Genomic DNA, 24,353 nt, shown 5'->3' with positions numbered 1-24,353 from the left:
CCGATGGCTGTCATCGACACACTCGGCCTGCCGAACACCAAAGGCCGTAAGCCTCTGATCGTCGCGCAGGTCGTCGATGCTCTGGGCACCGGGCTCTTCCTCCCGTTCGCCGTCGTGTACTTCCACGCCGCCAAGGGCATCCCCCTGACCACGGTCGGCCTGATGCTGTCCGTCGGGGCGCTGCTCTCGCTGCCCGCGGGACCGCTGGGGGGCCCGCTGATCGACCGGATCGGGCCGCGCCGCGTGCTGATCGCGAGCAACCTGATCCGTGTACTGACCTTCACCGGCTACGTGTTCACCGATACTCCCTGGCAGCTGGTCGTGCTGGTCACGGTCACCCTGTGGGGCGACAGCCTGTTCCGGCCCGCGGTCTCCGCGCTGGTGGCGCAGGTGGCCGACGAGGGGCACAGGGCACGCTGGTACGCGATGGACCGGTCCCTGCGCAACGTCGGCATCGGCGCCGGCGGGCTGGTGGGCAGCACGCTCGTCGGCTGGGGCGGCACCTCGGGCTACACCGCCGTGGTCGCGCTGAACGCGGTGTCGTTCCTCGTTGCGGCCGGGCTGGTCGCGACCTGGCGCCGGACCACCGTGCTGCCGCCCGCGAGCGACGGCGGCGCGGCCCCGGCCGCGGACGCTCCGGGACAGCGGCGCGACGGGTACCGGGAGGTGCTCGCCGACCGGGCCTTCCTCGGGGTCCTGGCCACCGTGTGCGTGTTCGCGCTGTGCGACCTCGCTCTGACGATGCTGCTGAGCGCCTACGTGATCGAGGCGCGCGGGCTCCCGGCGTGGCAGCCCGGGATGCTGTTCGCGATCAACACGGTCATGGTGATGCTGGCGCAGACCGCAGTGGCCAGGGCGGTCGAGCGGTACCGGCGGACCAGGGTGCTGCAGGTGGCGTCCGTCCTGTGGATGGTGTCCTTCGCGCTGTTCGCGGCGGTGTCCGGCGAGCACGTCGAACTGGCCTTCGGCGGGCTGATCCTGGGCATGGTCGTCTTCACGGTCGCCGAGCTGCTCCAGGCCCCGACCAGCAGTGCGCTGACGGTGTCGATCGCCGCAGGGCATCTTCGCGGCCGCTACCTGGGGTTGGAGGAGCTGATGTGGAGCCTGGCCCGGGTGATGGCGCCGACGGTGTTCACCTGGCTGCTGGCGCGGGGGGCGGGCCTGCCGTGGTTCGCGCTCTGCCTGTGTTGCCTCGCGGCGGTCGTGGTGCTCCAGCGACTCCACCGTGTGCTGCCCGCGTACGTCCAGCGGGAGACCGTCCGTGGCTGAGCGCGCGGCCGAGGTCCGCCGCCCGGAGGAGTTCCGCGACGTCTACCACCGGGTCTACCACGAGCCGCCCTACCACGAGGACGCGGCGGCAGCAGACGGCTTCGCCCGGCAGCTGGCCGATCACGCGGCGCTGCCCGGCTTCTCCGTCACCACCGTCCTCGACGGCGGGGTGCTCGGCGGATTCGCCTACGGTGTGCACCGCGAGGAGGGATGGTGGCATCCGCGCGCCGCCGCGCCCGCGCCGCGGTGGCTGCGCCGGCCGCTGTTCTACGTCTACGAGCTCGCGGTCGTCACGGAGTTGCGCGGCCGCGGGCACGGGCGTGAGCTGCTGGACCTGCTGCTGGCCGACCGCACCGAGCCGTTCGCCGTACTGGCCGCCTCGAGCAGGGCGTCGGCGCGCGAGCTGTACCGGCGGTGGGGCTGGAAGAAGGTCGGCGAACTCGCGGGGCCACCGCACGGTGTGGACCTCCTGGCACTCCCTTTGACGCCGTAGCGATGACCGGGGCGCGCCGCTCCCCGGTCTCGCGGTGCGGCGGCCGATGATCAACCGGCATCCCGGTATTCCGGCGTCCACCCCGATGCCCCGGACACCAACCCCCCGCCGGTGATGCGCGTACGGGAAAGCCGATCCGCGAGCGCGACCTGACACAGGCAGCGGATGATTCGACGTCCGAAACACGTCGCGTGCAAGGGTGTTCGGTATGCCCACGACGCCCGGGTCGCGGCCGTCCGGCGGCCGGCCTCCCACAGTGTCCGCCGCCTGCCCGTATACGGGCGGTGCCCACTGGCGTTTTCGTACGCGCACGCTGTCGCTGCATCGTCTCAATTGATCGGGGGATTCGAATGAGTGTCGATGTGATGGTTTACGATGATCTTTCCCTTTCTCGATTCGCGCTCACGGCACTGCTGGAACAGCAGCCGGACATCAGGGTCGTGGGATCCGTCGACAACAGGTATGCCGCACTCGAGTTCGCCGAGATGAATCGGCCCGATGTCGTGATCATCAGTTTCGAAGGCAGGGACGAGGAAACCGTCGACATCGCCGAGAAGATCGCCATCCTTCCGAAGGTCCGCACGCTGTTGGTCGCCACTGCGTGTGTCCGATCGGCCGTCCGCAGGGCCTTCTCCGGGGACATCGGCGGAATGGTGCGGCGCAGTGTCCCGCCGCAGCGCCTCGTCGAGGCCATCCATCTGGTCCACGAGGGTGAGCGAGCCTTCGACGCCGAGCTCGCGGTCGCGGCCGTGGCCAACGGGGACTGCCCGCTGACCCCCCGGCAGTTGTCCGTGCTCGAGCGTCTCGACGGCGGTGACACGGTGGAGGAGATCGCCGCACGGCTGTCCCTGTCCGAAGGGACGGTGCGCAACTACATCTCGTCCATCGTGGTGAAACTGGGTGCGCGCAACCGCATTGACGCGTTGCGCATGGCCCGGAACCTGGAATGGATCTGAACCGCGCCCACGGGTCGCACGACCAGCCGCCCTCGCTCAGGAACGACCACATGTCAGGCACGGCGGCACTGAAATTGCACACGCATCGCACAAGGACGGCTCGCATGCCCAACTCCATCCATCCCGGCGGCGGTCGGCTGCCCCGTCAGGTGGCCGACAGCCATGTCGACGCCCTCGTCGAACTCGACCCGATCGCCGGCACCTTCCTCGGCGTCGCCGAGAGCTCCGGCCGGCTCCCCGACTTCTCGCCGGACGGCCAGGAAGAGGTGACCCGGCTCGCCCGTACGACCCTGCGGCAGCTCGCTGCCGCGGAGGCCGCTCCCGGTGCGGACGACGTCGCCGAACGCCGCTGCGCCCGGCTGCTGCGTGAGCGGCTCACCGCCGAACTCGAGGTGCACGAGGCGGGCGAGGGCCTGCGTACGGTCAGCAACCTCGACTCACCTCTGCACCAGGTCCGCGACGTCCTCACGCTCACCCCCACGGACACGGACGAGGACTGGGCGGCGATCGCGCGACGGCTGCGGGCCGTGCCGGACGCCCTGGCGGGCTACCGGGCCTCTCTGGACGCCGGCCTCGCCCGCGGGCTGCCCGCAGGGCCGCGGCAGGTCTCGGCGGTCATCGGCCAGTTGACCGAGTGGATCGGTACGGACCGCAGCTGGTTCGCGGAGTTCACCGACCCCGGCCCCGAACGGCTGCGGGGCGAGCTCACCACGGCCGCCACCGTGGCCACCGGCGGCCTGGCGGAACTGCGCGACTGGTTCCGCGACACCTATGCCCCGGCCGTCGAGGGCGCGCCCGACGTCGTCGGCCGGGAGCGCTACGTCCGCCTCGCCCGTCACCACAACGGCGCCCATCTCGACCTGGACGAGGCCTACGCGTACGGCTGGAGCGAGTTCCACCGGCTGCTCGCCGAGATGCGCACCGAGGCCGAAAGGGTCTTGCCGGGCGCCGGCACCCCCTGGGAGGCGCTGGCATGGTGCGACCGGCACGGCGAGGCCGTCGAGGGGGTCGAGGAGACCCGGCAGTGGCTTCAGTCACTGATGGACGAGACCATCGACACGCTGAACGGCACGCACTTCGAACTGGCCGAGCGGGTACGCCGAGTCGAGTCGCGCATCGCCCCGCCGGGAAGTGCCGCAGCCCCCTACTACACCGAGCCGTCGCTGGACTTCTCCCGGCCCGGCCGCACCTGGCTGCCGACGATGGGGGAGACCCGCTTCCCGGTCTACGACCTGGTCACCACCTGGTACCACGAGGGCGTACCCGGTCATCATCTCCAGCTGGCCCAGTGGGCGCACGTCGCCGACGACCTCTCCCGCTACCAGACCACCGTGGGTCTCGTGAACGCCAATGCCGAGGGCTGGGCCCTGTACGCCGAGCGCCTCATGGACGAGCTGGGCTTCCTGTCCAACGCCGAACGGCGGCTGGGCTACCTGGACGCGCAGATGATGCGGGCCATCCGTGTCGTCATCGACATCGGGATGCACCTGGAGCTGGAGATCCCGAAGGACTCCCCGTTCCACCCGGGCGAGCGCTGGACGCCGGCGCTGGCGCAGGAGTTCCTCGGCCGTCACACCAGCCGACCGGCGGACTACGTCGAGAGCGAGGTCACCCGCTATCTGGGCATGGCGGGCCAGGCCGTCGGCTACAAGCTCGGCGAGCGGGTGTGGCTCATGGGCCGCGAGGCGGCACGGGCCCGGCACGGCGCGGACTTCGACCTCAAGGCCTGGCACATGGCCGCGCTGTCGCAGGGCTCGCTGGGCCTGGACGACCTGCTGAGCGAGATTTCAGCGCTCTGAGGGAGGCGGGTACCGCCCCGACCTGCCGTCGGGATCCCCCTGCGCCAGGCGCCCTCCCCGCCGCTTCCCGAGGGGGCCGGGGGCCCGTGGTCCGGTTCGCGGGGAAGGAGCGGTGCCGGGTTCTTCAGAGCCGGACGATGACGAGCGCGGTGTCGTCGGTGGCGCCCACAGCGGGGAGCAGGTCGAGGAGGAGTGCGTCGGCGAGCGGCTCGGGGTCGGTTCCGAGGTGGCGCGTGAGGGCGTCGGCGAGGCGGGCAAGGCCGGTGTCGATGTCCTCGCGGCGGCGTTCGATCAGGCCGTCGCTGTAGAGGACCAGGGTGTCACCCTCGGTGAAGGGGGTGGTGGCCTGGGGGCGGGCGACGTGGTCGGGGCGGGCGCCGAGCGGGGGGTCGGTGGCCTGGTCGAGGAATTCGACGGTGCCGTCGGTGCGGAGCAGGGCGGGCGGGGGATGGCCGGCGCAGCTGTAGGTGATGATGTGGGTGTCCCAGTCGATGCAGGTCTCCACGACGGTGGTGTTCTCGGCGCCTTCGACGGAGCGTGCGTACAGACCGAGGACTTCCAGGGCTTGGGCCGGGCCTTCGGCGACGCGGGAGACGGCGCTGAGGGCGCTGCGGAGCAGCCCCATGACGCAGGCGGCGTGCAGGCCGTGGCCCACGACGTCGCCGACGGCGACGCCGATGCGGTCGCCGGGCAGGTCGACGAGGTCGTACCAGTCGCCGCAGACGTTGAGCGTGCCCATTGCGGGCTGGTAGCGCACGGCGGCCCGGTGGTGGCCGACGGGCCCGGGGGCGGGCAGCATCGCGTCCTGCAGGGCGAGGGCGACCTCGCGCTCGCGGGCGTGGGCCTCGCGGAGCCGTTCGTTGAGCGCCTGGAGTTCCCTGGCCCGGGTGTACAGCTCGGCCTCCAGCACCTGGGGACGGCTGCTGCCTCGCGCGCCGCGGGCCTTGATGAGCTCGGTGACCTCCTCGACGCGGTGCACCAGCACCGCCACCCGGCCGTCCGGTCCGAGCACCGGTGCATTGACGGGGCTCCAGTACCGTTCCTCCCACTCACCCGGCCGTTCCGCCGACTCCACGTCGTAGCGCTGCAGCGCCATCGTGTCCCGCTCGCCGGTGGCGATCACCCGCTGGAGTGAGGCCTGCAGGTTCCGCGAGCCGTTGGCGGTGGGGTCGCCGGGATTGTCGGGGAAGACGTCGAACAGGTACCGGCCCACCAGCTGCTCGCGCGTCCGGCCCGCCATCCGCAGGAATTCCTCGTTCACGTCTGCGTACACCAGTTCGGGCGTCAGTAGTGCGACCATGCCGGGCAGTGCCTGGAACACCGCCGCGTAGTCGATTTCCGCCTCCGCCATGGTCGGCCCGCCTCAGTGCTCGATGCCGTCTCTGATCCCCACGATAGAAGCCGCGTGAGGCGAGCGCGGGAATCCGTTGGGCAGGACGGGGGAGGACCGAAGCGGATCGAGCAGGAGCGGAGGTGCCCGAGGACCCGTGGCCCGTCAGGTGCGGCCCGGTGCCGGCTCCGGGGCCGGCTCCGGCTCCGAGGGGAGCGCTGCCGCGCGGTGGGGGAGCAGCAGCGGGGTCGCCAGGAGGAGTACGCCGGCCAGGCCGATGGCCGTACGCGGGCCGAGCAGGACGCCCAGCACGCCCCAGCCCGCCGTCAGGAGCGCGGTCGTGCCCTTGGCCGTCACCGCCCAGGCGGACAGCGTGCGGGCGACCCGGTCGGTCGCGGTGCGCTCCAGGCGGTACGTGGCGTGGACGGGGTTGAAGACCCCGCAGCAGAAGATGAGCCCGAGTTCGACGCCCATCACCAGCAGCAGCCCTCCGGTGCCCGGTCCCACGAAGGCGAGGCCGACGGGCCAGATCGCGCGCAGTGTCCCGGCCACGGTCAGGACCCGGTGCTGTCCGAACCGGGTGACGAGAGGTCGGGCCAGCTGCGCACCGAGCAGCCCGCCGATCGACGGTACGGCGAAGGCGAGGCCGTACTGCCAGGGTGCGAATCCGAGCCGGCCGAGCATCAGGACGGCCAGCAGCGGCTGGGCGGCCATCACCAGGCCGTTGAACAAGGCGGTGTTGAAGAACAGCCGTCGCAGCGTCGCATCGGCGAGGAGGTACCGCCAGCCGTCGAGCAGGTCCCGGGCCCGCATGCGCGGGGCCTCCCGGCGCTCGGGCTGCGGCTCGGGCCCGCCCGTCGCGCGGATGCCCAGGGCCGAGAGCAGGTAGCTGACCGCGTCTGCCGCCACTGTCGCCACCGGGCCGAGGAGCCCGATCGCCGCGCCGCCCAGCGGCGGTCCGACGATCGTGGTCGTCCAGGCCGTGGACTCGAACCGGGCGTTGGCGACGAGCAGGTCCTCGGTCGGCAGCAGCGTCTTCAGGTACGCGCCGGAGGCGGCACGGAAGGTGATGTCGGCCGCCGCGACGACGACCGACACCAGCAGGAGCTGCATGAAGCCGAGCACGCCGAGCGCGAACGCGGCGGGGACCGTCAGCAGCACCGCGCACCGCACCAGGTCCATCGAGACCATCACCGGCCGCTTGCGGCGGAACTCCACCCACGGGCCGAGCGGCACCGCCACGGCCGCGCCCACCGCAGCCCCTGCGGAGGAGAGCGCGGCGACCTCGGCCGGCCCGGCGTGCAGCACCTGGACGGCGATCAGGGGGAACGCGCCGAAGGCGAGCCACGTGCCGAGCGCGCTGGTCGCGTACGCCCCCCAGAGCCACCCGAAAGGCCGCCCCAGACTCCGTCCGCTCCTCATGTCCTCATGTCCGATGCCCCTCGCCCGCACAACCGATCCGTGATCGGAAGCATCAAACCGAGTACCACGACCAGGGATCAAACAACCGCTGGAGCCACGGCCACAACCCATGGTTGTGGCCGTAGGGTAGCGGCATGGACCTCGACGCAGTCCGGACCTTCGTCGCCGCCGCCGATGCGGGGCAGTTCCAGGAGGCGGCCGCCGACCTGGCGGTCACCCAGCAGGCCGTCTCCAAGCGCATCGCCACGCTGGAGCGCAACCTCGGGGTGCGGCTGTTCACCCGTACCCCGCGCGGCGCCGAGCTCACCATCGACGGGCAGGCGTTCCTGCCCCACGCCCGCGAACTGCTGCGCGTCGCCGAGCGCGCCACCGCGTCCGTGCGCACCGGCCGCCGTCCGCTGCGCGTCGACATCATCGCCTCGCGCGGCGCCGCGTCGGGCCTGATGCGAGGCTTCCACCACGCGCACCCCGAGATCGACCTCGACGTGCTCATGCTGCTCGACATCCAGACCGCCGTCGCCGCCATCCGGTCCGGTGAGATCGACGCCTCGTTCCGCGCCGTCGCCGCGCCCGGCCGTCCCCTCCCCGAAGACATCGAGTCCGTCCGGGTCCTCGACGAGCCGCTCCAGCTCCTCACCGGCCCCGCCCACGTGCTGGCGGGCGCCCGGTCGGTGCCCCTCGACCAGCTCGCCGGCCACCGGATCTGGATGCCCGGCATCGTCCCCGGTTCCGAGTGGGCCGCCTACTACGACGTCCTCGTCGCCGAGTTCGGCCTCACCATCGAGGCGACCGGCCCCAACTTCGGCTCCGACGCGCTCCTCGACACGGTCGCCGACACCCCGGCCCTGGCCACCTTCATGGGCGAACACACCCGCCTCGTCTGGCCCGCGGACCACGGCCTGCGCCGTATCCCGGTGACCGACCCGACACCCGTCTACCCGCACTCGCTCCTGTGGCACCGCGACAACCCCCACCCGGCACTGGCCACCCTCCGCGCCCACCTCGCCACCACGGCGGCCGGCCACGACGCCGCCGGGACCTGGGTGCCGAGCTGGGTGATTCCGCGCTGAACGCAGCAGATCATCCGGCTACCGCTCCAGGAGTCCGGCACGCAGTTACGGCGCGAGCGAGGCGAGGAAGCCGTCGAGCAGGGTGACCTGTACGTCCTCGGGGAACCGGTCGGGGTCGAACAGGGCCTGGACGACCAGTCCGTGGGTGAACGCGACGGCGGCGGCGGCGAGTCGGTCGGGGTCGGCCGCCGAGGGGAGCTCGCCGAGGTCGCGCGCGGCCTCGAGGTGCGGGCGGATCGTCGAGCGCAGCCGGGTGTAGCGATCGGCCTGCTCCGTGGTCAGCCCGTGGTCCGCGAGGGAGAGGTCCCAGGAGCTGACCCAGATGCGGTTGCGGGCGATGTCGCCCGGGGTCAGCGGCAGGATGTCCAGGAGCATGGCGCGCACGGTGGCGAGGCCCGCGGCGGGACGGGCGCGGCGCGGTCGCTCCGCGGTGCGTTTCTCCAGCAGGTCCAGGGCGTGCGTGATCAGGGCCCGTTTGGTCGGGAAGTAGTGCATGAGCATCCCGGTCGAGACCCCCATCGCAGCGGCGACGGCGCGCAGGGTCAGTCCGCCGAACCCCTTGTCGGCGAGTACGTGCCACACCGCCTCGGATACGTCCTTGCGGCGGGCTTCACGGTCTCCAGGTGCGGGCGGCATACTGCCATCCTACGTACCGAACGCTTGTTACGCACCAGAGAGTGAGGCTTCCATGTTCACCCTGCCGCTCGGCGACCACGCTCAACTCCGGCCCCTGGAGCCCTGGCAGGCCCCCGAGTTCCTCGCCCACATCGACCGCGCCCGGGCCTCCGTGGACCCGTGGATACCCTGGGCCACGTTCAGCACCGACCTCGACTCGGCCACGGCCACCCTCCAGCGGTATGCCGACCGCCTGGCGTCGGACACCGGCCGCATCCACGGGATCTGGCTGGACGGCACGCTGGTCGGCGGCGTCATGTTCACCCGCTTCGACAGCGCCTCCGGGGTGTGCGAGGTCGGCTGCTGGCTGGAGCCGGCCGGGGAGGGGCGGGGCCTGGTCACCGGGGCCTGCCGTTCGCTGATCGACTGGGCCTTCCGGGAACGCGGTATGAGCCGCGTCGAATGGTGGGCGACGCCGGGCAACACCCGCAGCACCGATGTCGCACGCCGGCTGGGCATGACCCGCGAGGGCGTGCTGCGCCAGCGCTATCCGTACCGAGGCGTGCGGCACGACAGCGAGGTCTGGTCGGTCCTCTCCGAGGAATGGCTGCCGCTCGGGGAAGCGGCGGAGTCCGGGGTCCGGGCCGAGCTCGACCGGCTGATGGGCGTGTTCGTCGGTGCCTTCACCAACACCGGCGAGCGCCGGCCGGACCTCGGCGTCATCCGCGACGTGTTCATTCCGCAGGGCAGGATCATCGCGAACGTCGGGGACGAGCCCGTGATCTACGACCTCGACGCGTTCATCGAGCCACGGCAGAAGATGCTCACCGACGGGACGCTGACGGAGTTCTCCGAATGGGAGGTCGCCGAGCGGACCGAGATCTTCGGATCGATCGCGCACCGGTTCAGCGAATACCGCAAGTCCGGCTTCCACGACGGCACGTGGTTCGAGGGCTCGGGCCACAAGACCACCCAGTTCGTCCGGACCCCGTCAGGATGGAAGATGTCCTCGCTGGCCTGGGACGACGCACCCGCCACCGCCGCCGAATGAGCAGCCCCCGCATGCCCCGAGCCGAGCGGCTGCGGGGCAGTTCCGGTTCGTGTCGTCCGATCCTCATGGTGAGGGTGTGAGTGGGGCCAGTGCTTCGGGCCGTACGGCGTCGGCGGCGACCGAGCCGGCCAGCAGTCCGTTCAGGTCATGGGGCTGTGCGTGTTCGCCGGTCGGGGCTGCTGCTGCGATCCGGTCCAGCCGGAAACCGCGGCCGGCCCGGCGTGTGCGGCACCAGGCGATGAGGTACCAGCGGCCGCGCGCGGTGAGCAGTCCGGCCGGTTCCACGACGCGGTCGCTCTCGTGTCCTGCTGCGTCGGTGTAGGACAGCCGCAGCACCATGTTGCCGGCGATGGCCTGTTCCACCGCGGTACGGATCGCGCAGTCGCCGTGCGTCGGCAGGGTGACGAGCCGGGCGGCGAGTCCTCGGGCCGTTGCCGAGGCGGGGCCGGTCATCGAGGCCATGATCTTCTGGGCCGCCGTGCGGGCCGCGCCGGAGTAGGGGGTGGAGGCGTCGGCCGCGGCGAGCGCGGCGGTCAGCGCCGAGGCTTCATCGGCAGTGAGGTGGATCGGGGGCAGGGTCATCGCCGGATCGATCGACCAGCCGCCGCCCCGCCCGGGTAGGGAGCGAACCGGTACACCGGTCTCCATCAGGGTCTGAAGGTCGCGCTGTACCGTGCGCGTGCTGACGTCGAACCGGGTGGCGAGCGCCGCGACCGTCAGCGGTCGCGGCGCCGCCGCGCGCAACTCCTCAACCAGCGCATACAGCCGGGCAGTACGGTTCATGCCGCCGACGCTACCGTCACGAGGAGGCCAGGAAGTCCCGCTGTCTGTGCAGTTCGCGCTCGGTGACGGTCAGGGGGAACAGGGTGAAGCCGTGCATCGCGCCCGCGACGACGCCGAGCTGCACGGGCGCACCCGCCGCCTGCCACCGTGCGGCCAGGAACATCGAGTCGTCCAGCAGGGGATCCTCGGCGCCGACGACGATCCGGGCGGGCGGCAGCCCGGCCAGGTCCGCGAACAGGGGCGAGACCTCCGGACTGCGGCGCTCTTCCTCGCCCATCCCCGGCGTGAACAGCTCGTAGCCGCCGCGAAGCGCGTCGGTGTTGCTCAGCAGCGGTCGTGAACCGAACCTGCGCTGGCTCGGTGTCATCGACAGGTCGTAGGGACCGAAGAGGAGGTTGGCCGCCCGGAACGCGGCGGTGATGCCGTGCCGGTCGCGAAGGCGCAGCAGCGTCACGACGCTGAGATGGGCACCGGCCGATTCGCCGCCGATCAGCAGCCGTTCGGTACCGAACTCGGACGCGGCGTGTTCCACCAGCCATCGCGCAGCGGCCTCGCAGTCGTCGGGCCCGGCGGGGAACGGGTGCTCCGGGGCGAGGCGGTAGTCCACGCTCACCACGGCCAGCCGTGCCTGCTCGGCGAGCCACCAGAGCCGCTCGTCCTGTCCGTCCGCGGACCCGAACGCCCAGCCGCCTCCGTGGATGTGCAGGTACACGCCGTCGACCTGGTCGGGCACGAAGGCTCGTACCTTCACACCATCCTGAACGACGCGGTCTTGGCCGTGCGGCAGTCTCACCGGTGGTGTGTCGCCGCCGAGCCGGTTGCGCCGCAGGAGCGCCAGCGTGGCTGCGCTCGGCGCTCGCCCGCGAGCCGGACGGCCCGCGGCGGCAGCCTCGAAATGCTCGTTGAACGCCAAGGTCTCGTGGAGGCAGTCCTCATCTGTGATCTTCATGCGCCGACGGTCGCAGCTGCCCGCGACAACGTCCTGTCACCCTTTCCCCGTGAGCTGCGTCACGCCCCTGCCGTCCGGGTGCCACCGGGCCCGACCGGGCCCGAACCGTGGTCGTATGGCGCGAATGCCCTGGTTAAGATCATGGCTTTCGTCCAACGAGGGGAAACCATGCGGAAGATAGTTGCGGGTACGGCTCTGGTGCTGGCCGCCGGGCTGCTGACCGGATGTGGTGGCAGCGGGGGCAAGTCCGAGGACGCGAAGGGCTCGACGGCCCCGGACAAGCCCGCCGCCACCGCGAGCAGCAGCCCGTCGGGATCCGGCAAGCCGGCGTCGGGCGGCGAGGTCAGCCACGAGGTCACCCTGGAGGTGCTGGGCTCAGGACCGGCGCAGGTCTACTACAACCTGGCGTCCAACAAGGGCGAACAGGTGACGCTGCCGTGGAAGAAGACGGAGACGATCACCTTCACCACCGAAGCGGAGAAGCGCATCGGCACGACGGTCTCCGTGGTCCCGGGCTCGGTGCAGGCCGCCGACGGCATGCTCAAGCCGGCATCGTGCGTCATCACCGTCGACGGCAAGAAGGTCGCGGACAACCAGGACGGCAAGGCGCCCATGTGCAGCTACCGCCTGAAGTGACCGCGGCCGGACTTTCCGCGGACCGGAGAGCCACCACCATGTGACGTGAGCCACGGGAACCCTCCCTGCTCGGGCGGACAACTGCTGATGTGAACTACTCATTGCACTCCCGGATACGCGCCGGGGAACCGGAAGCGTTCCGGGAGATCTTCCGCGATCACGCGCAGCTGGTTCACCGGCATGCCGTACGGGTCACAGGGGACTGGGCCGTCGCCGAGGACATCGTCTCGCTGACCTTCATGGAGGCCTGGCGGCTGCGCGCGAAGCTGCGCGACGAGGGGGACAGCCCGCGCCCCTGGCTCATGGGCATCGCCGTGAACGTCCTGCGCAACACGACGCGGGCCGCCCGTCGGCACCAGCGTGCCCTCGGGCGGCTGCCCGCCAAGGAGACGGTTCCGGACTTCGCCGACGAGCTCGTCGCCCGCCTCGCCGACGCCGACCAGCTGGCCGCCGCGCAGCGCGCGCTGAGCAAGCTGCGGCGCAGCGAGCGGGAGGTCTTCACGCTCTGCGTCTGGTCCGGGCTCGGCTACGCGGAGGCCGCCGCCGCGCTCGGGGTGCCCGTCGGCACGGTCCGGTCCCGGCTGTCCCGCGCCCGGACGCGGCTGCGCAGGCTCGCAGAGGAGGAACTGGGAAGAACCGGGGAACCCACCCCCCGCTCCGGACAAGTACAGGGCGGCCGCACTCCTGCGGCCCGGTCGACAGAGTCGCACGAGGAGGAAACCCGATGATCCGCAGGACATGGCGGCGAGACGAGTCGCTGGACCACGCGGAGCTGGGCCGGCTGCTGCCGCCCCCGGGGAGCCCGGAACTGCCGCTCGACCGTCAGCGCCTTCTCGAGGAGCACCTGATGAACGAGTTCCAGAGTTCCGCCCCGGACACCGCCCCCGGAACCCCGTCCCGCCGCCCGGTGCGCCGGGCCCTCGTGGTCGGCGTACCGGTCACGGCCGCCGCGCTGGCCGCGGTGGTCGCCTTCAACACCGTCGCGGGCTCCGCCGGTCCCGGCCGGGCGGCGCCGGTCGAGGCGCCGGTGGTCGCCGTGGAGGCGGCCAGCGCGGAGCAGGTGGCCACCACCGTGCGGCAGATCGCCGCCGCCGCTTCGGCGGGGCGGCTGCCGGAGCCGGGGCCCGGCCAGTACGTGTACGTCAAGAGCCAGGTCTCGTACCTCGCCCTTTCGCACGACGTCGACGAGAACGAGTCCAAGACCTGGGTGCAGCCGCTGCACACGCGGGAGGTCTGGAAGTCCCCCGACGGCACGAAGGGCTGGCTGGACGAGCCCGGGCAGCAGCCGAAGGGCGGGATCACGCTGGACAAGGACGGCCCGCTGGCCAAGCCGAAGAACGGCCAGGACGTAGCGGGCGAGGCGCCGAACGTCTCGTACGACTGGCTGAAGGCGCAGAACGCCGACCCGGACTCCCTGCTGAAGGCGGCGTACGCGGCGGTCGGCGAGAGCGGGGACCGCGACCAGCAGGCGTTCCGGGAGATCGGCTCCATGCTGCACGAGCAACTGGTCCCCGCGCCCATCGCCGCAGCCCTCTACCAGGCCGCCGCCAAGATTCCGGGCGTGGTCGTCGTCCAGCACTCCCAGGACGCGGCAGGGCGTGACGGCATTGCCCTGGCCCGGCTCGACGAGCGGCGCGGTGAGCGCACCGAGTGGGTCTTCGACCGCTCGACGTACGCCTACCTCGGCAGCCGGGGCGTGCAGGTCAGGGAGACGGACGGGATCAAGGCGGGCACGGTGGTCGAGCGCACGGCGGTGTTGGAGCGGGCCGTGGTGGACGGGCCGAAGAAGCGGCCCGGCGCCACGCAAGGCACCGCCTGACGCGTCCGGTCCGCCCCTCGCGGGACGGCCCCGGCCGCCTCCGCTCTCGCAGCGGAGGCGGTGCCCGGTGGCCGGGTGAGCGGGCGGCGACCGGGCCCCCGGTCGGGGCCGATCAGGTTCCACCGCCCCGACCGGGTGGCGGGTCCCCTCACCCGTGGCAGCCCCGGTGGGCAGGTGTCGGCGACTCATCGGCGGTGCGTGCGGTCCTGCCCGGCGCGTCGCCCCCGAGCCTCGGCCATGCGGTTCCCGCGTTCGGTATAGGTAGCGGCATGGGAGTCAACAGCTACGACGAATGGTCTCCTCTGCGCGAGGTGATCGTCGGGTTGCCGGCCGGCTACGCCGAACACGAGCTGGATCTGTCGTTCCGGCTGTTCTTCGAGGCGTTCGACGAGTTCCCCGATCGACACACCCTGGAGATCGCCGCCCGCTACACGGAAGAACTCTGCGAGGACGTCGAGGAGCTTGCCGGCGCACTGGCCGATGCCGGGGTGGACGTGCACCGCCCCCGGGCCAGGCCCGCGCCCGTAGAGGTCCGTACGCCCTGGTGGCGCAGCACGACCACGCCCGCTCTCAACATCCGCGACCAGGCGCTCATCATGGGGAACGAGATCGTCGAGACCGCGCCCCAAGTCCGTGCCCGCTACTTCGAGAACGAGCTCCTCAAACCGCTCTTCGCACACTACTTCGACCGCGGGGCGCGCTGGACGGCGATGCCCCGGCCGAGCATGTCCGACCGCTCCTTCGACCTCTCCCACGCCCGCACCCGGGACCCCGGCCTCGTCCCCACCGACGACGATCTCGCCGCCGACGACGCGGGCGCAGGGGTGGAGATGATGCTCGATGCCGCGCAGTGCCTGCGATTCGGCCGCGACATCCTGGTGAACGTCGCCACCGCCCACCACGCTCTCGGCGCGCGGTGGCTCCAACGCCACTTCGGCGACGTCTTCCGCTTCCACGTCATGCACCGCCTGGACAACAACCACATCGACACCCAGCTCCTCCCGCTCCGGCCCGGCACCCTCCTGCTGCGCGGCCCCCAGGTCCTGGATCACCTCCCGGCACCGCTGCACAGCTGGGACAGGATCTACGCCCCTGAACCCGACTTCGGCGAGTTCCCCGACTACGGCCCGCTCGACCTGACGCTGACCGGCCCGTACATAGACATGAACGTCCTGTCCGTCGACGAACGCACCGTGATCGCCAACTCCCAGGCGCCCAGGCTGGTGAAGACGCTGGAGGCGCACGGTTTCAACGTCATCCCCGTACGCCACCGCCACCGGCGCCTGTTCGGCGGCGGCTTCCACTGCTTCACGCTCGACACCGTCCGAGCGGGATCCGGACCTGAGGACCACTTCGGGTAGGCGCCCGGATCTCCGCCCACCGGCGCGAAACGCCTCCTTGACGCGGGGCGCCTGGGATAGTGTCCATGTCTTGCGTAACCGCGTGCTGACGGTGAGTGCGCAGCGACGGGCCCGGGGGCGAGGGGACATGGCAGAGGCGGCGGCACGGGCCGCGCGGCGGAGTGCGGCGCCGCGCAGCGGACGCGAGCCCGCGGGGCAGGCGGTCCTCACCGAGTACTTCGCCATCGGCGACAGCCTGGTGGCCTTCGTCATGCGGCCGGAGTCCGACCACCCGGAAGTGGTCGAGTTGCCCATCGGCCGCCGGCGTGTCGCGGCGCTCGTGCACGACTCGGTGGTCGCTCCCGGGCCCGACGACAGGCCCCTCGGGGCCGCCGAGGAATGGGCACGGGCCGCCGGCGCACTCGTCGAGCCCGCGCTGCGTTTCAGCCGCCCGGGAGAGGTCCTCTGGTTCGTCGGCCACGACGTCCTCCACCTGCTGCCCCTCCACGCAGCCCCCCTGCCGGGAGGCGAATGGCTGCTGGACCGCAACCCGGTGTGCTACGCCCCCAGCGCCACGGTGATGCGACACTGCCGCAGCAAGGTCCGCGGCCACGGCCGTGGCGCCCTGGTCGTGGGGGACCCCGGAGGGAACCTGCCCCATGCCGGGGAAGAGGCCAGGGCCGTGGGGAGCGTCCTGGGCACCGTTCCGCTGATCGGTGCCCGGGCGGACCGGGAGAAGGTGCTCGCCCACCTCGAGCGTGAGGATCCCGCGCTGCTGCACTTCGCCTGCCACGGATACTTCGACGCGACCGACCCGATGTCCTCCGGGATCGAACTCGGGGCCGGCGACGGCGCCCGGCTGACGGTCCGGGACCTGCTGACCGTACGACTGCACTCCGATCTCGTCACCCTCAGCGCCTGCCGCACCGGACTGCACCGGCTCGCGCCGGGCGACGAACTGATCGGCCTCTCCCGGGCCCTGCTCCACGCCGGCGCCCGCGCCGCCGTACTGACCCTGTGGAACGTGTCCGACTTCTCCACCCGTCTGCTCATGGAGCGGTTCTACACGGCGCTGCGGACGGCCGCCGTTCCTCCGGAGCCCACCGCTCCCCACCGCTCCCCGGCCGAAGCCCTGCGGGAGGCGCAGCTGTACGTGAAGTCGCTGACCGCGCAGGCCGTCATCGACGGGATCGACGAGGAGCTGGCCCGGACGACCGACGATCCGGAGCGACAACTGACCGCGCTGCGCGCACGGGCCCGGATGCAGCTCGCCGCTGGGGACCCGGCGCAGGCCCTCACCAGCCACCAGGCGGCGCTGGACCTCCTGACGGCCCTGCCGCACCCGGCGGATCCGTCCCTGGCCGCCCGGCTCTCCGAGCAGGCCGCCCTCCTGCGCGTCCGTGCCCGCGTCCGCGCTCGCGCCGCGCCCGACTACGGACGGTGCCCCTTCGCCCACCCCTACCACTGGGCGCCGTTCGTCCTGCACGGCGACTGGTCCTGACTCCTGCTCCGGCTGCAGAGGTTCCCGATGATCCAACTGACCGACAGAATCCGGCCGCTGGCCGTCCTCGCCCCGGACAGCGACCGTGCCGCGGCCCTGGCCGCGCTGGATGCCGCCGGGGCGCGATGGGCCGTACTCGACCACCGCGGACGCTACTTCGGGACGCTCAGCCGGACCCAGCTGGCCGGCCTGCCCGACGCGGCCACGGTGAGCGTCCTCGCGGACCGGGCGCAAGCCTCGCCCCGTCTCCACATCGACGAGCCGTCGCAACTGCACGCCCTCTCCGTCCGGGAGGCGGAAGCCCTCGCCCTGCTGGCCGCCGTCGACACGGAGGGCCTGGTCCTCTTGCAAGGCGGCCACCCGGTGGGCTTCGTCCCGTGGGACGACCTCGCGGATGTGCTCCCGCTCGCGATCGACGAGCCCGAACGGTCCGGCGGACTCGGCGGTACCCCGATCACACCGGTCCGCTGCTACGTCTGCCGGCACTGCGATCCACCGGTGCGCCGGCTGCCCCGGTCGGGACGGGAACTCCCGGTGTGCCCCCTGGACCTGAGACACGGACTGATGGAGCGTGAGGTCCCCCGGTGCTGACGACGATCCTGGCCCAGGGACCTTCGGTGTTCGACCGCAGGACCCTCCTCTCCGCCTTCCTGCCGGCCGTCGTCTTCTGGGGTCTCACCGCGGTCGTGGTGCTCGACGTCGCGGTGGGACGGCGGGCCGCGCTCCACAGCTGGCAGGCCGCGGGCGGTGTCGCCCAGGGGCTCGCTCTGGCGGCGTTCCTCGTGTGGTCCGCCCTGTGGGCCTTCCTGACCGCCGCCATGAGCACCCGGTCCATCCGCTTCCTCGAAGGCTACGGCCCGCGGCGGGGCGCGGCGGCGCCGGTGCGCGCCGGACTCCGGAACCGGCACGTCGCCGCGGTGGACGCGCTGGAAAGGGCCGACACCCGACTCGAGATGCGCCACGTGGCCCTGCTGGAGGCCGGCCGCCTGCTGGTGCCGCCGAGTCCCGGGGAGGACGGCGACGGTCCCCCCGGGGCCGACGGGGAGCTGGACCGGCTGCTGAGCCGGGCGGAGCCGGCCGTGGCCGACCTTCGCGACGAAGACGTCCGGGACCTGCCGGGCCGGCTGCGTGCATGGTGGCTTTGGTCGGCCGCCCAGCCGTCCGCCCCCGGTGCGGGCGGAGCGCAGCAGGAGCGCCAGCGGCGGCTGGACTCCGTCCTGCGGGCCTTCGCCGACCGGGTCGCCCGGGCGGAGCGGGCGGTCGAAGCGGAGCGCGCCGAGCTTCTGGCGCAGCTCGCCGTCTACCCCGCCGACCGGTCGCTGATCATGCCCACCCGTCTCGGCAACGTCGTCCGTGCCGCCGAGGGCTACGGAGCCGAGCGGTACGGAGTGGACACCGTGCTCGTGTGGCCCAGGCTGCATCCGCTGCTGCCGGACGCCGCCGTGAAGGCGGAGACGGACGCGCGCACCGTCCTGGACCTGCTGCTGAACGTGTGCCTGTCCGTCGTGCTGTTCGGGCTGCCGCTCTCGGCGCTGCTCGCGTTCGGTGGCGCCCACCCGCTGCCGTGGTGGACACCGCTCCTGCCGCTGCTCGCTGCGGTGGCGATGCACTGCGCGCCGGCCGTCCTGCTCGCTGCCGCCGCGTTCGCGCTACGGGCCCCGGGCCTGCCGGCGAGCTGGTCCGACGGCCGGGCCGGCGTGGGGCTCCAGCTGGCGCTGACGGGCTTCGCGGTGGTGGCGCTGCTGTCCGCGGCCACGTATCGCGCGGCGGTGGAAAGCGCCGTCGCCTGGGGCGAACAGCTGAAGTCCGCGGTGGACCTCTACCGGTGGCACCTGCTGGACCAGCTGAACGTACGGCGCCCGGCCGACCCGGAACAAGAGCGGCTCATCTGGGGCGAGGTGACCGGGGTACTGCACCGCGGCTACCCGCCGGACGCGGCCCTGGTCGGCTACGCGGGTGCAGGCCAGGCGTCCGCCGCCGGTTCCGCGGCGCCCCGGATGTTCCCCGTGCCCGTCCGGCCGCTGCCCGCCTTCCACCCGGTCGGGCCCGGCGACGTCCAGCCGCGATGGATCTGGCAGGACCTGCCGGACGAGCGGTGCGCGGCAGCCGCCGAGGACATCGTGGGGCGGTCCCCGCTGCAGCCCCTGGAGCCCGGCCGCCCGGTCCCCGCCCGACTGCTCCTCGGCCCGGACGCCCCGGGCACGACCGGCCCGCTGACGGAGGTGGGGATCGCCATCGCCGGGCCGGACGCGCTCGGCGGCACACTGCGGCCGGGCGACCGGGTCGACCTCACGCTCTTCTCCGCCGACCACGGCATCGCCTCGGAGTTCCCCGGGGTCCTCGTACTGCGCTACGTGCCCGGACCCGCCGCCGCTCCGCCGGACCCCACACCCCCGGACACGCTCGTGGTGGCGGTCGAACCCGTCCTCGCCGCAGCCCTGATGAGAGCCGCCCGGAACACCACCGCCGTGGCCACCAGACCGCTGCCGCCCACCCGACCAGCCCTCACCGCACGGAGCACCGGAGGCGCGGCGACGTGACCCGGCCACCCCGGTTCGAACAGTGCCTGAAGGATCTCCTCGCCGACCCGCGCTCCGACGAGCGGGCACTGCGGCGGTGCCTGCGCCGGCTGCCGCCGGTCGGCATCGCCGAGACCGTGGTCCTGCGCGAGACCGGACTCCGGCTCATCAACGACGTGTCGGTCGAGGCGACCTGGCCGCTCGGCCGGCTGCGCAGGCTCGCCATGACCCTCGCCGAGAGGGGCGATCCGGTGACACGGGCAGGACTGTTCGTGGTCGGGCGGGAGATCGAGCTCGCCGGAGCCGCCCCTGCCGGGACGCCTGCGCAGGTCCTGAACTACCGCGGCTGCGTGCTGGCCGAGTACGAACAACTCCACCCGGCCGTCGACCACTTCTCCGCCGCGCTCGGCGCCGACCCCGGCTTCGTACCGGCCCTGGTCAACCGTGCGCTCAGCGCCATGGAACTCGGCAGGACGCTCGACGCCCGGTCGGACGCCGCCGAGGCGTTGGAACGGGGCCGCGACTACCCGCCGGCCCGGTTCGCCGACCGGCTGGTGCGTACCCTGCTCCCCTTGGCGGAACGCAGTCCACTGCCCGTCAGCCTGCTGGCCGCCGAACACGGCGTGCTCGACTTGCTCCGCACCTACGACCGTGCTGCGCGCCCGCTCGAACCACGCGACGCCTCCCCATGGGACGAGGAGGCCATCACACCGCCTCCGAGGCCGCCGGCCTCCGCGGACGCGGCGGAGCACAACCACTACGGAGTCGTCAACGGCCGGATCGGCCGGTACACCGAGGCGATCCACGCCTTCGAATCGGCGCTGGCACGGGATCCGCATTTCGCCCGGGCCAGGTTCAACTTGGCGAAGGCCCACCAGATGGCCGGTGACCACGAGCGGGCCCTGGCGGAACTCCGGGGCAAGAACCTGCCGCGCCGCGAGGCCTGTACCGTCCGGGCCCGGTCGCTGAGGGCCCTGTGGCGCATCGACGAGGCCCGGGCCCAGGACGCGAAGGCGGACGGCCTGGAACGCCGGCAGCGCCGCACGTCCGCCCCACCCGGCCTCCCCGACCTCTCGGACCTCCTCCGGGCCGTGGCCCGGGAGCCGGTGGGCCTGGAACCGTGGAGCCCCGAACGCATCCGGTCGGCGCTCGCACAGCTGACCCGGATGTCCGCCCGGGGACGCCACGGCGAGGCCATGCAGCTCCTGGTCCGCATGGCGCAGCGGCCGGCACCGACGCCGGGGCTCCAGGCCCGACTGCACGAGCGGCAGGCGGTCGCCCTCGCGGGGCTCGGCCGGGCGGCCCGCGCCCGCGAACAGTACTCCGCGGCCCTCGCACTGCTGCCCGAGGGCTGCGACGAGGACCTCCGTTCGCGCTGCTTCGAGGGCCGGGCGGCCTGCGCCGCGGACGGCGCCGGGAAAGCGGGGAAAACCGGGACGGCGGGGAAGACCGGGAAGGGTGGAAAGGCCCGCACGGACGACCTGCACGCGGCGCTGACCTCGGCCCTGCGCGCGTCGGACCGGGCGGCCGAGGCGCGGCTGAGGAGCCTGCTGGGACGCGCTGCGCAGGCGAGTGGACACCCGCATGCGGCAGCAGCGTGGTACCGCTCCGTGCTGGTGCCCGCCCGCGAGGCCGAGGACTGGCAGACCGAGCTCGACGCCCTGCGCCGCTGCGCCGAACTGGCGGACCGACTGGGCCACGCCGACCGGTCGCGCACGTACGGGGACGAGCTGAGCCGCGCCCGGCACAGGGCCGGCGACCTCGCCCTGTGCGTGGACGAAGACCCGGAGGCCGTGGTCCAGGCGTCCCGGCGGACCCTGCTCGCCTGCGCGCCCGCCCGTCCGGCCGCCGTGGGAAGCAGCAGCCGGGAACTCGAAAGGCTCCTCGACCACGCGGACGGGCTGCGCGGTGCGCAACGGCGCCCCGCCGACGCTCTGGCCTGCTACTACCCGGCGCTGGCCGTGTGTCTGCAACGCGAGGACCCGGGCGAGACGGAGAGGTGCCTCACCGGGATGGGCACGGCCTACGAGGGCCTGGCGGGCGAGGCCGCACTCCGGGCGCTCACCGAACTGGCCCGGGCGCTCGGGGAGGACGGCCGGGCCGACACCCTCCGGAGCGCCTCGGGAACCCTCTCCGACGCCGCCGGGGTCATGACCGACGGCGAGGCGGGCGAACTGACGGAATGCGCCCGGGCGGCGTTCCGGTGGGCACTGGCCCTGGGGAGCCGCCGCGGAGACCAGGTCGCACAGGCCGCTGCCGTGAGCAACCTCGCCATGACCGAAGCGCGCCTCGGGAACCTCGACACGGCGTCCCGGTACGAGCGTTGGGCCTTGGACGTGCATCTGCGGGCCGGGGCCGACGACCGTGCCCGCATCGGCCTGGGGCACCTGGTGAGGATCGCGGAACGGCTCGGTGACGAAGAGGGTGCTGCCCGACTGCGTCGCCGGCGGGAGGAGTTGGACCAGCGTGGCGAGCTCTGATCCGGGCCGCGGGCCCCACCCGTACATTGTGGACCGGCTGACGGCCGTCGTCGGCGAGCACTCCGACGCGCAGGACGCCGTCGCCGAACTCCGGACCCTCCTTCGAGAGCTTCCCGCCGACTCTGCCGAGGCCCTGACCGAACAGTTCGCCGAGCTGGCCCGGCTCACGCATGACTCCGCGGACGACCGGCCCGCCACGGACACGCTGCTGGCTCTCCTGGACGCCGCCGCTGCCGTCACCGGGTCCCGTGCCGCACGCTTCACAGCGGAGCTGGAGCGTGGTCTGTACCTCCTGCGCGCCGGAATGCCGGGGGGCTCCCTCCCCAGGCTGGCCGCCGCGCTGGAGCTGGCGCAGACCCCGCAGGAACGGTGCCGCGCCGTCTTCCACAGCGCCGTGGCCCGGATGGAGCTGGGAAACGCGGCAGACGCGGAAGCCGGGTTCCGCACGGCCCTGCACCTGGCGACCGAGGCCGGCGACATCGAGGGACTCGTGCAGGCGGCCAACCGGCTGGCGGTGCTCGCGGTCTGGCGCAACGCGCCCGGCGAAGCGGACGGGATCGTGAGCGCCGCCCGATCGCACGCCGAGCGGGTGAACCGTCCCGACCTGGTGCTCTACCTGGTGATGGTTTCGGGGGTGCGGTTCGCGGGCCGCGGGGAATTCGACAGGGCCGAGCAGGAGTACGTGCGCCTCGCCGAACTGGCGTCAGCCCCGGGGGCCGGCACGGACACCGACCAACGCCACCAGGCCGTGGCGGCCTCCCTCGCGGGCCGGATCACCCTGCGGCTGCGACGCGGGGAGCCGGCCGAGGCCGCCCGGCTGGCCCCGCGACTGCGTGCCCTGCTCGACCGACTCAACGTGGGCGAACGGGTCAGGGACTTGGTCACGCTCAGCCTGGTGAGCCTGCAACTGGGCAACCTGGACGAAGCGATGGAGGACGCCGTGCGAGCCGTGGGGCTCTCCGAGGGGGAACGGCTGCGCCCCGAGCAGGCAGAGGCCCTGGGCCAGCTCTCCAGCGTGTACCTGATGAGAGGAGCGTTCGAGCCGGCGCACCGCACGTGCCTCGCCGCGCTGCGCCTCATCGAGGACAGCCGCACGACCGTGGGCGATGCGCAGGCACGGGTGGCCTTCGTGGAGGACCGGTCGGAGCTGTACCAGCAGGCGGTGCGGCTCTGCCTGATTCTGGCGAAGACCCACCGCGACCCGGCCTACCGCACCGAAGCGCTCACCTGGGTGGAGCGCATCAAGTCGCGCACGCTCGGCGAGCTGCTGGGCCTCGGCAGCCTGGCCGCCCCCGCAGGCATCCCGGCGGACATGCGGGAATCGGAGCAGGTACTGCTGCGGCGGATCCGGAGGCACGAGTCGGCCGGCGGCATGTCCCGTGACGAGTACCACGAGGCGTGGCGGCGGCTGGAGACGCTGTGGAAGGCGATGGAGGACGAGGCACCCGAGTACGTCGCGCTGCGCCGCGGGCTCACCGCGAGCCCCGACCAGATCCGGGACCTGCTCGGCGCCGTCGCCCGCCTGCCCGCTCCCCGTACGGCCGGGACCGGAGCCGCCGTCGGGTCCCGCTGCGCGGCGGAACGGACACAGACCCCGCCCGGGTTGCACGAAGCCGCACGCGAGGTCGACCTCGAGCTGCCGGAAGGCGGGCACCGGCGGGTGTCGATCCTCGCCGGGACGCAAACGGACAGCCGCCGCCGACTGCTCGACCGCATCACGCGACCCGCCCCGGTCGGCGACCGGCTGGTCGACCTGGTGCACAACCTCGCGGCGGTGGACACCGCCTGGTGGCCGCTGTACGGGGATGCCCTGGACGGCGGTCGCGTGCCGCAGGCGCAGCAGCTGGGAGAGCGGCTGCGGCGCTGCGTGGCACAGTGGGGTTCGGACGACCAGCGCCGGGCTGCCGAGCACTGGTGGAACGATCGGCTGGTGTCCCTGCTGTGCCGCACGCTCACTCCCGTGCAGCCGGACGATCCTTCCTGGGCGGCCGTGGGTCCGGCCCTGCGGAAGGACCGTACGGCCGCCGATGCCTGCCGCGCCCTCCACGCCCGCGGTCTGCTGCCCGGGGAACCCGCTGTCGACGAACGGCTCGCCCGGGAGGAGGACTGGCTGGCCGGGCATTTCTTCGAGGCTCTGGCCCACAGGGTCCGCGCCGCCTCCCGGAGCGGCCCCCCGGGAGCCGCGCTGGCCCGCTTCCGGCTCGGCCTGCGCGCGGCGGTGCTGCTCGTGCCGGGCGACCCCCGCCTGCTCGCCGCGGGCGCCGCGTTCGTCGACGAGTTCCCCGAGTACCGCTACATCTGACCCTGCCCCGGAGAACGCG

20 protein-coding genes are annotated in these 24,353 nt (G+C 72.8%); 15 read left to right on the top strand and 5 right to left on the bottom strand.

What is annotated here, in order from left to right; genetic code table 11:
- Positions 1-3 precede the first annotated feature (3 nt).
- The 4 genes from ACFYXK_RS09895 (at position 4) to ACFYXK_RS09880 (ending at position 4,517) form a co-directional block, all read left to right on the top strand.
- On the top strand, positions 4-1,269 hold the full coding sequence (locus ACFYXK_RS09895; RefSeq protein WP_389410637.1) for an MDR family MFS transporter: 1,266 nt from the start codon (positions 4-6) through the stop codon (positions 1,267-1,269).
- Positions 1,262-1,762 (top strand): GNAT family N-acetyltransferase, encoded by a 501-nt coding sequence (locus tag ACFYXK_RS09890; RefSeq protein ID WP_389410636.1) that lies wholly within the window; start codon positions 1,262-1,264, stop codon positions 1,760-1,762. The genes ACFYXK_RS09895 and ACFYXK_RS09890 overlap by 8 nt, the downstream gene beginning before the upstream one ends.
- A gap of 350 nt (positions 1,763-2,112) precedes the next feature.
- On the top strand, positions 2,113-2,718 hold the full coding sequence (locus ACFYXK_RS09885; RefSeq protein WP_389410635.1) for a response regulator transcription factor: 606 nt from the start codon (positions 2,113-2,115) through the stop codon (positions 2,716-2,718).
- 104 nt (positions 2,719-2,822) lie between these two features.
- Positions 2,823-4,517, top strand: a complete 1,695-nt coding sequence (locus tag ACFYXK_RS09880) for a DUF885 domain-containing protein (RefSeq protein ID WP_389410634.1) — start codon at positions 2,823-2,825, stop codon at positions 4,515-4,517.
- A gap of 124 nt (positions 4,518-4,641) precedes the next feature.
- Here ACFYXK_RS09880 and ACFYXK_RS09875 read toward each other — a convergent pair whose 3' ends face one another.
- Positions 4,642-5,868 (bottom strand): PP2C family protein-serine/threonine phosphatase, encoded by a 1,227-nt coding sequence (locus ACFYXK_RS09875; RefSeq protein WP_389410633.1) that lies wholly within the window; start codon positions 5,866-5,868, stop codon positions 4,642-4,644.
- A gap of 144 nt (positions 5,869-6,012) precedes the next feature.
- Complete coding sequence (locus ACFYXK_RS09870; RefSeq protein ID WP_389410632.1) at positions 6,013-7,269, bottom strand: MFS transporter; 1,257 nt, start codon at positions 7,267-7,269, stop codon at positions 6,013-6,015.
- Positions 7,270-7,403: 134 nt separating this feature from the next.
- Here ACFYXK_RS09870 and ACFYXK_RS09865 point away from each other — a divergent pair, with 134 nt between their 5' ends.
- On the top strand, positions 7,404-8,339 hold the full coding sequence (locus tag ACFYXK_RS09865; protein WP_389410631.1) for a LysR family transcriptional regulator: 936 nt from the start codon (positions 7,404-7,406) through the stop codon (positions 8,337-8,339).
- A 45-nt stretch (positions 8,340-8,384) separates the two neighbouring features.
- On the opposite strand, the gene ACFYXK_RS09860 is transcribed toward ACFYXK_RS09865, so the two are convergent.
- Positions 8,385-8,975 carry a TetR/AcrR family transcriptional regulator gene (locus ACFYXK_RS09860; RefSeq protein ID WP_389410630.1) on the bottom strand — a complete coding sequence of 197 codons (591 nt, stop codon included), beginning with the start codon at positions 8,973-8,975 and terminating at the stop codon, positions 8,385-8,387.
- 52 nt (positions 8,976-9,027) lie between these two features.
- On the opposite strand from ACFYXK_RS09860, the gene ACFYXK_RS09855 reads away from it, so the two are divergent.
- Positions 9,028-10,005 (top strand): GNAT family N-acetyltransferase, encoded by a 978-nt coding sequence (locus ACFYXK_RS09855; RefSeq protein WP_389410629.1) that lies wholly within the window; start codon positions 9,028-9,030, stop codon positions 10,003-10,005.
- Positions 10,006-10,068: 63 nt separating this feature from the next.
- On the opposite strand, the gene ACFYXK_RS09850 is transcribed toward ACFYXK_RS09855, so the two are convergent.
- The gene (locus tag ACFYXK_RS09850) at positions 10,069-10,788 is read right to left on the bottom strand and encodes a helix-turn-helix transcriptional regulator (RefSeq protein ID WP_389410628.1); all 720 of its coding nucleotides are present in this window, start codon (positions 10,786-10,788) and stop codon (positions 10,069-10,071) included.
- 16 nt (positions 10,789-10,804) lie between these two features.
- On the bottom strand, positions 10,805-11,737 hold the full coding sequence (locus ACFYXK_RS09845; protein WP_389410627.1) for an alpha/beta hydrolase: 933 nt from the start codon (positions 11,735-11,737) through the stop codon (positions 10,805-10,807).
- Between the two features lie 168 nt (positions 11,738-11,905).
- Here ACFYXK_RS09845 and ACFYXK_RS09840 point away from each other — a divergent pair, with 168 nt between their 5' ends.
- The 9 genes from ACFYXK_RS09840 (at position 11,906) to ACFYXK_RS09800 (ending at position 24,334) form a co-directional block, all read left to right on the top strand.
- On the top strand, positions 11,906-12,373 hold the full coding sequence (locus tag ACFYXK_RS09840; RefSeq protein ID WP_389410626.1) for a hypothetical protein: 468 nt from the start codon (positions 11,906-11,908) through the stop codon (positions 12,371-12,373).
- Between the two features lie 89 nt (positions 12,374-12,462).
- On the top strand, positions 12,463-13,101 hold the full coding sequence (locus ACFYXK_RS09835) for an RNA polymerase sigma factor (protein WP_389410625.1): 639 nt from the start codon (positions 12,463-12,465) through the stop codon (positions 13,099-13,101).
- Positions 13,098-14,192 (top strand): CU044_5270 family protein, encoded by a 1,095-nt coding sequence (locus ACFYXK_RS09830; protein WP_389410624.1) that lies wholly within the window; start codon positions 13,098-13,100, stop codon positions 14,190-14,192. Before ACFYXK_RS09835 ends, ACFYXK_RS09830 begins: the two co-directional genes overlap by 4 nt.
- A gap of 269 nt (positions 14,193-14,461) precedes the next feature.
- Positions 14,462-15,553, top strand: a complete 1,092-nt coding sequence (locus ACFYXK_RS09825; RefSeq protein WP_389410623.1) for a glycine amidinotransferase — start codon at positions 14,462-14,464, stop codon at positions 15,551-15,553.
- Positions 15,554-15,680: 127 nt separating this feature from the next.
- Positions 15,681-17,033 (top strand): CHAT domain-containing protein, encoded by a 1,353-nt coding sequence (locus ACFYXK_RS09820; RefSeq protein WP_389410622.1) that lies wholly within the window; start codon positions 15,681-15,683, stop codon positions 17,031-17,033.
- A gap of 27 nt (positions 17,034-17,060) precedes the next feature.
- A complete protein-coding gene (locus ACFYXK_RS09815; RefSeq protein WP_389410621.1) occupies positions 17,061-17,624 on the top strand; it encodes a hypothetical protein in 564 nt (187 codons plus the stop codon).
- Positions 17,618-19,573 (top strand): hypothetical protein, encoded by a 1,956-nt coding sequence (locus ACFYXK_RS09810; RefSeq protein ID WP_389410620.1) that lies wholly within the window; start codon positions 17,618-17,620, stop codon positions 19,571-19,573. The genes ACFYXK_RS09815 and ACFYXK_RS09810 overlap by 7 nt, the downstream gene beginning before the upstream one ends.
- A complete protein-coding gene (locus ACFYXK_RS09805; protein ID WP_389410619.1) occupies positions 19,570-22,032 on the top strand; it encodes a tetratricopeptide repeat protein in 2,463 nt (820 codons plus the stop codon). Before ACFYXK_RS09810 ends, ACFYXK_RS09805 begins: the two co-directional genes overlap by 4 nt.
- Positions 22,019-24,334: a hypothetical protein gene (locus ACFYXK_RS09800; protein ID WP_389410618.1), complete on the top strand. Its 2,316-nt coding sequence runs from the start codon at positions 22,019-22,021 to the stop codon at positions 24,332-24,334. Before ACFYXK_RS09805 ends, ACFYXK_RS09800 begins: the two co-directional genes overlap by 14 nt.
- The last annotated feature ends 19 nt before the right edge of the window (positions 24,335-24,353 follow it).

This window comes from Streptomyces sp. NPDC002209 (genome assembly GCF_042890265.1).
GTDB lineage: Bacteria > Actinomycetota > Actinomycetes > Streptomycetales > Streptomycetaceae > Streptomyces.
This window is presented reverse-complemented; position numbering and strand designations above follow the sequence as displayed.

What these genes read in the sequence shown, in the direction of transcription:
- ACFYXK_RS09895 (WP_389410637.1), top strand. Translation starts at nt 4, where the DNA reads ATGGCTGTCATCGACACACTCGGCCTGCCGAACACCAAAGGCCGTAAG.
- ACFYXK_RS09885 (WP_389410635.1), top strand. Translation starts at nt 2,113, where the DNA reads ATGAGTGTCGATGTGATGGTTTACGATGATCTTTCCCTTTCTCGATTC.
- ACFYXK_RS09880 (WP_389410634.1), top strand. Translation starts at nt 2,823, where the DNA reads ATGCCCAACTCCATCCATCCCGGCGGCGGTCGGCTGCCCCGTCAGGTG.
- ACFYXK_RS09875 (WP_389410633.1), bottom strand. Translation starts at nt 5,868, where the DNA reads ATGGCGGAGGCGGAAATCGACTACGCGGCGGTGTTCCAGGCACTGCCC.
- ACFYXK_RS09870 (WP_389410632.1), bottom strand. Translation starts at nt 7,269, where the DNA reads ATGAGGAGCGGACGGAGTCTGGGGCGGCCTTTCGGGTGGCTCTGGGGG.
- ACFYXK_RS09865 (WP_389410631.1), top strand. Translation starts at nt 7,404, where the DNA reads ATGGACCTCGACGCAGTCCGGACCTTCGTCGCCGCCGCCGATGCGGGG.
- ACFYXK_RS09860 (WP_389410630.1), bottom strand. Translation starts at nt 8,975, where the DNA reads ATGCCGCCCGCACCTGGAGACCGTGAAGCCCGCCGCAAGGACGTATCC.
- ACFYXK_RS09855 (WP_389410629.1), top strand. Translation starts at nt 9,028, where the DNA reads ATGTTCACCCTGCCGCTCGGCGACCACGCTCAACTCCGGCCCCTGGAG.
- ACFYXK_RS09850 (WP_389410628.1), bottom strand. Translation starts at nt 10,788, where the DNA reads ATGAACCGTACTGCCCGGCTGTATGCGCTGGTTGAGGAGTTGCGCGCG.
- ACFYXK_RS09845 (WP_389410627.1), bottom strand. Translation starts at nt 11,737, where the DNA reads ATGAAGATCACAGATGAGGACTGCCTCCACGAGACCTTGGCGTTCAAC.
- ACFYXK_RS09840 (WP_389410626.1), top strand. Translation starts at nt 11,906, where the DNA reads ATGCGGAAGATAGTTGCGGGTACGGCTCTGGTGCTGGCCGCCGGGCTG.
- ACFYXK_RS09830 (WP_389410624.1), top strand. Translation starts at nt 13,098, where the DNA reads ATGATCCGCAGGACATGGCGGCGAGACGAGTCGCTGGACCACGCGGAG.
- ACFYXK_RS09825 (WP_389410623.1), top strand. Translation starts at nt 14,462, where the DNA reads ATGGGAGTCAACAGCTACGACGAATGGTCTCCTCTGCGCGAGGTGATC.
- ACFYXK_RS09820 (WP_389410622.1), top strand. Translation starts at nt 15,681, where the DNA reads ATGGCAGAGGCGGCGGCACGGGCCGCGCGGCGGAGTGCGGCGCCGCGC.
- ACFYXK_RS09815 (WP_389410621.1), top strand. Translation starts at nt 17,061, where the DNA reads ATGATCCAACTGACCGACAGAATCCGGCCGCTGGCCGTCCTCGCCCCG.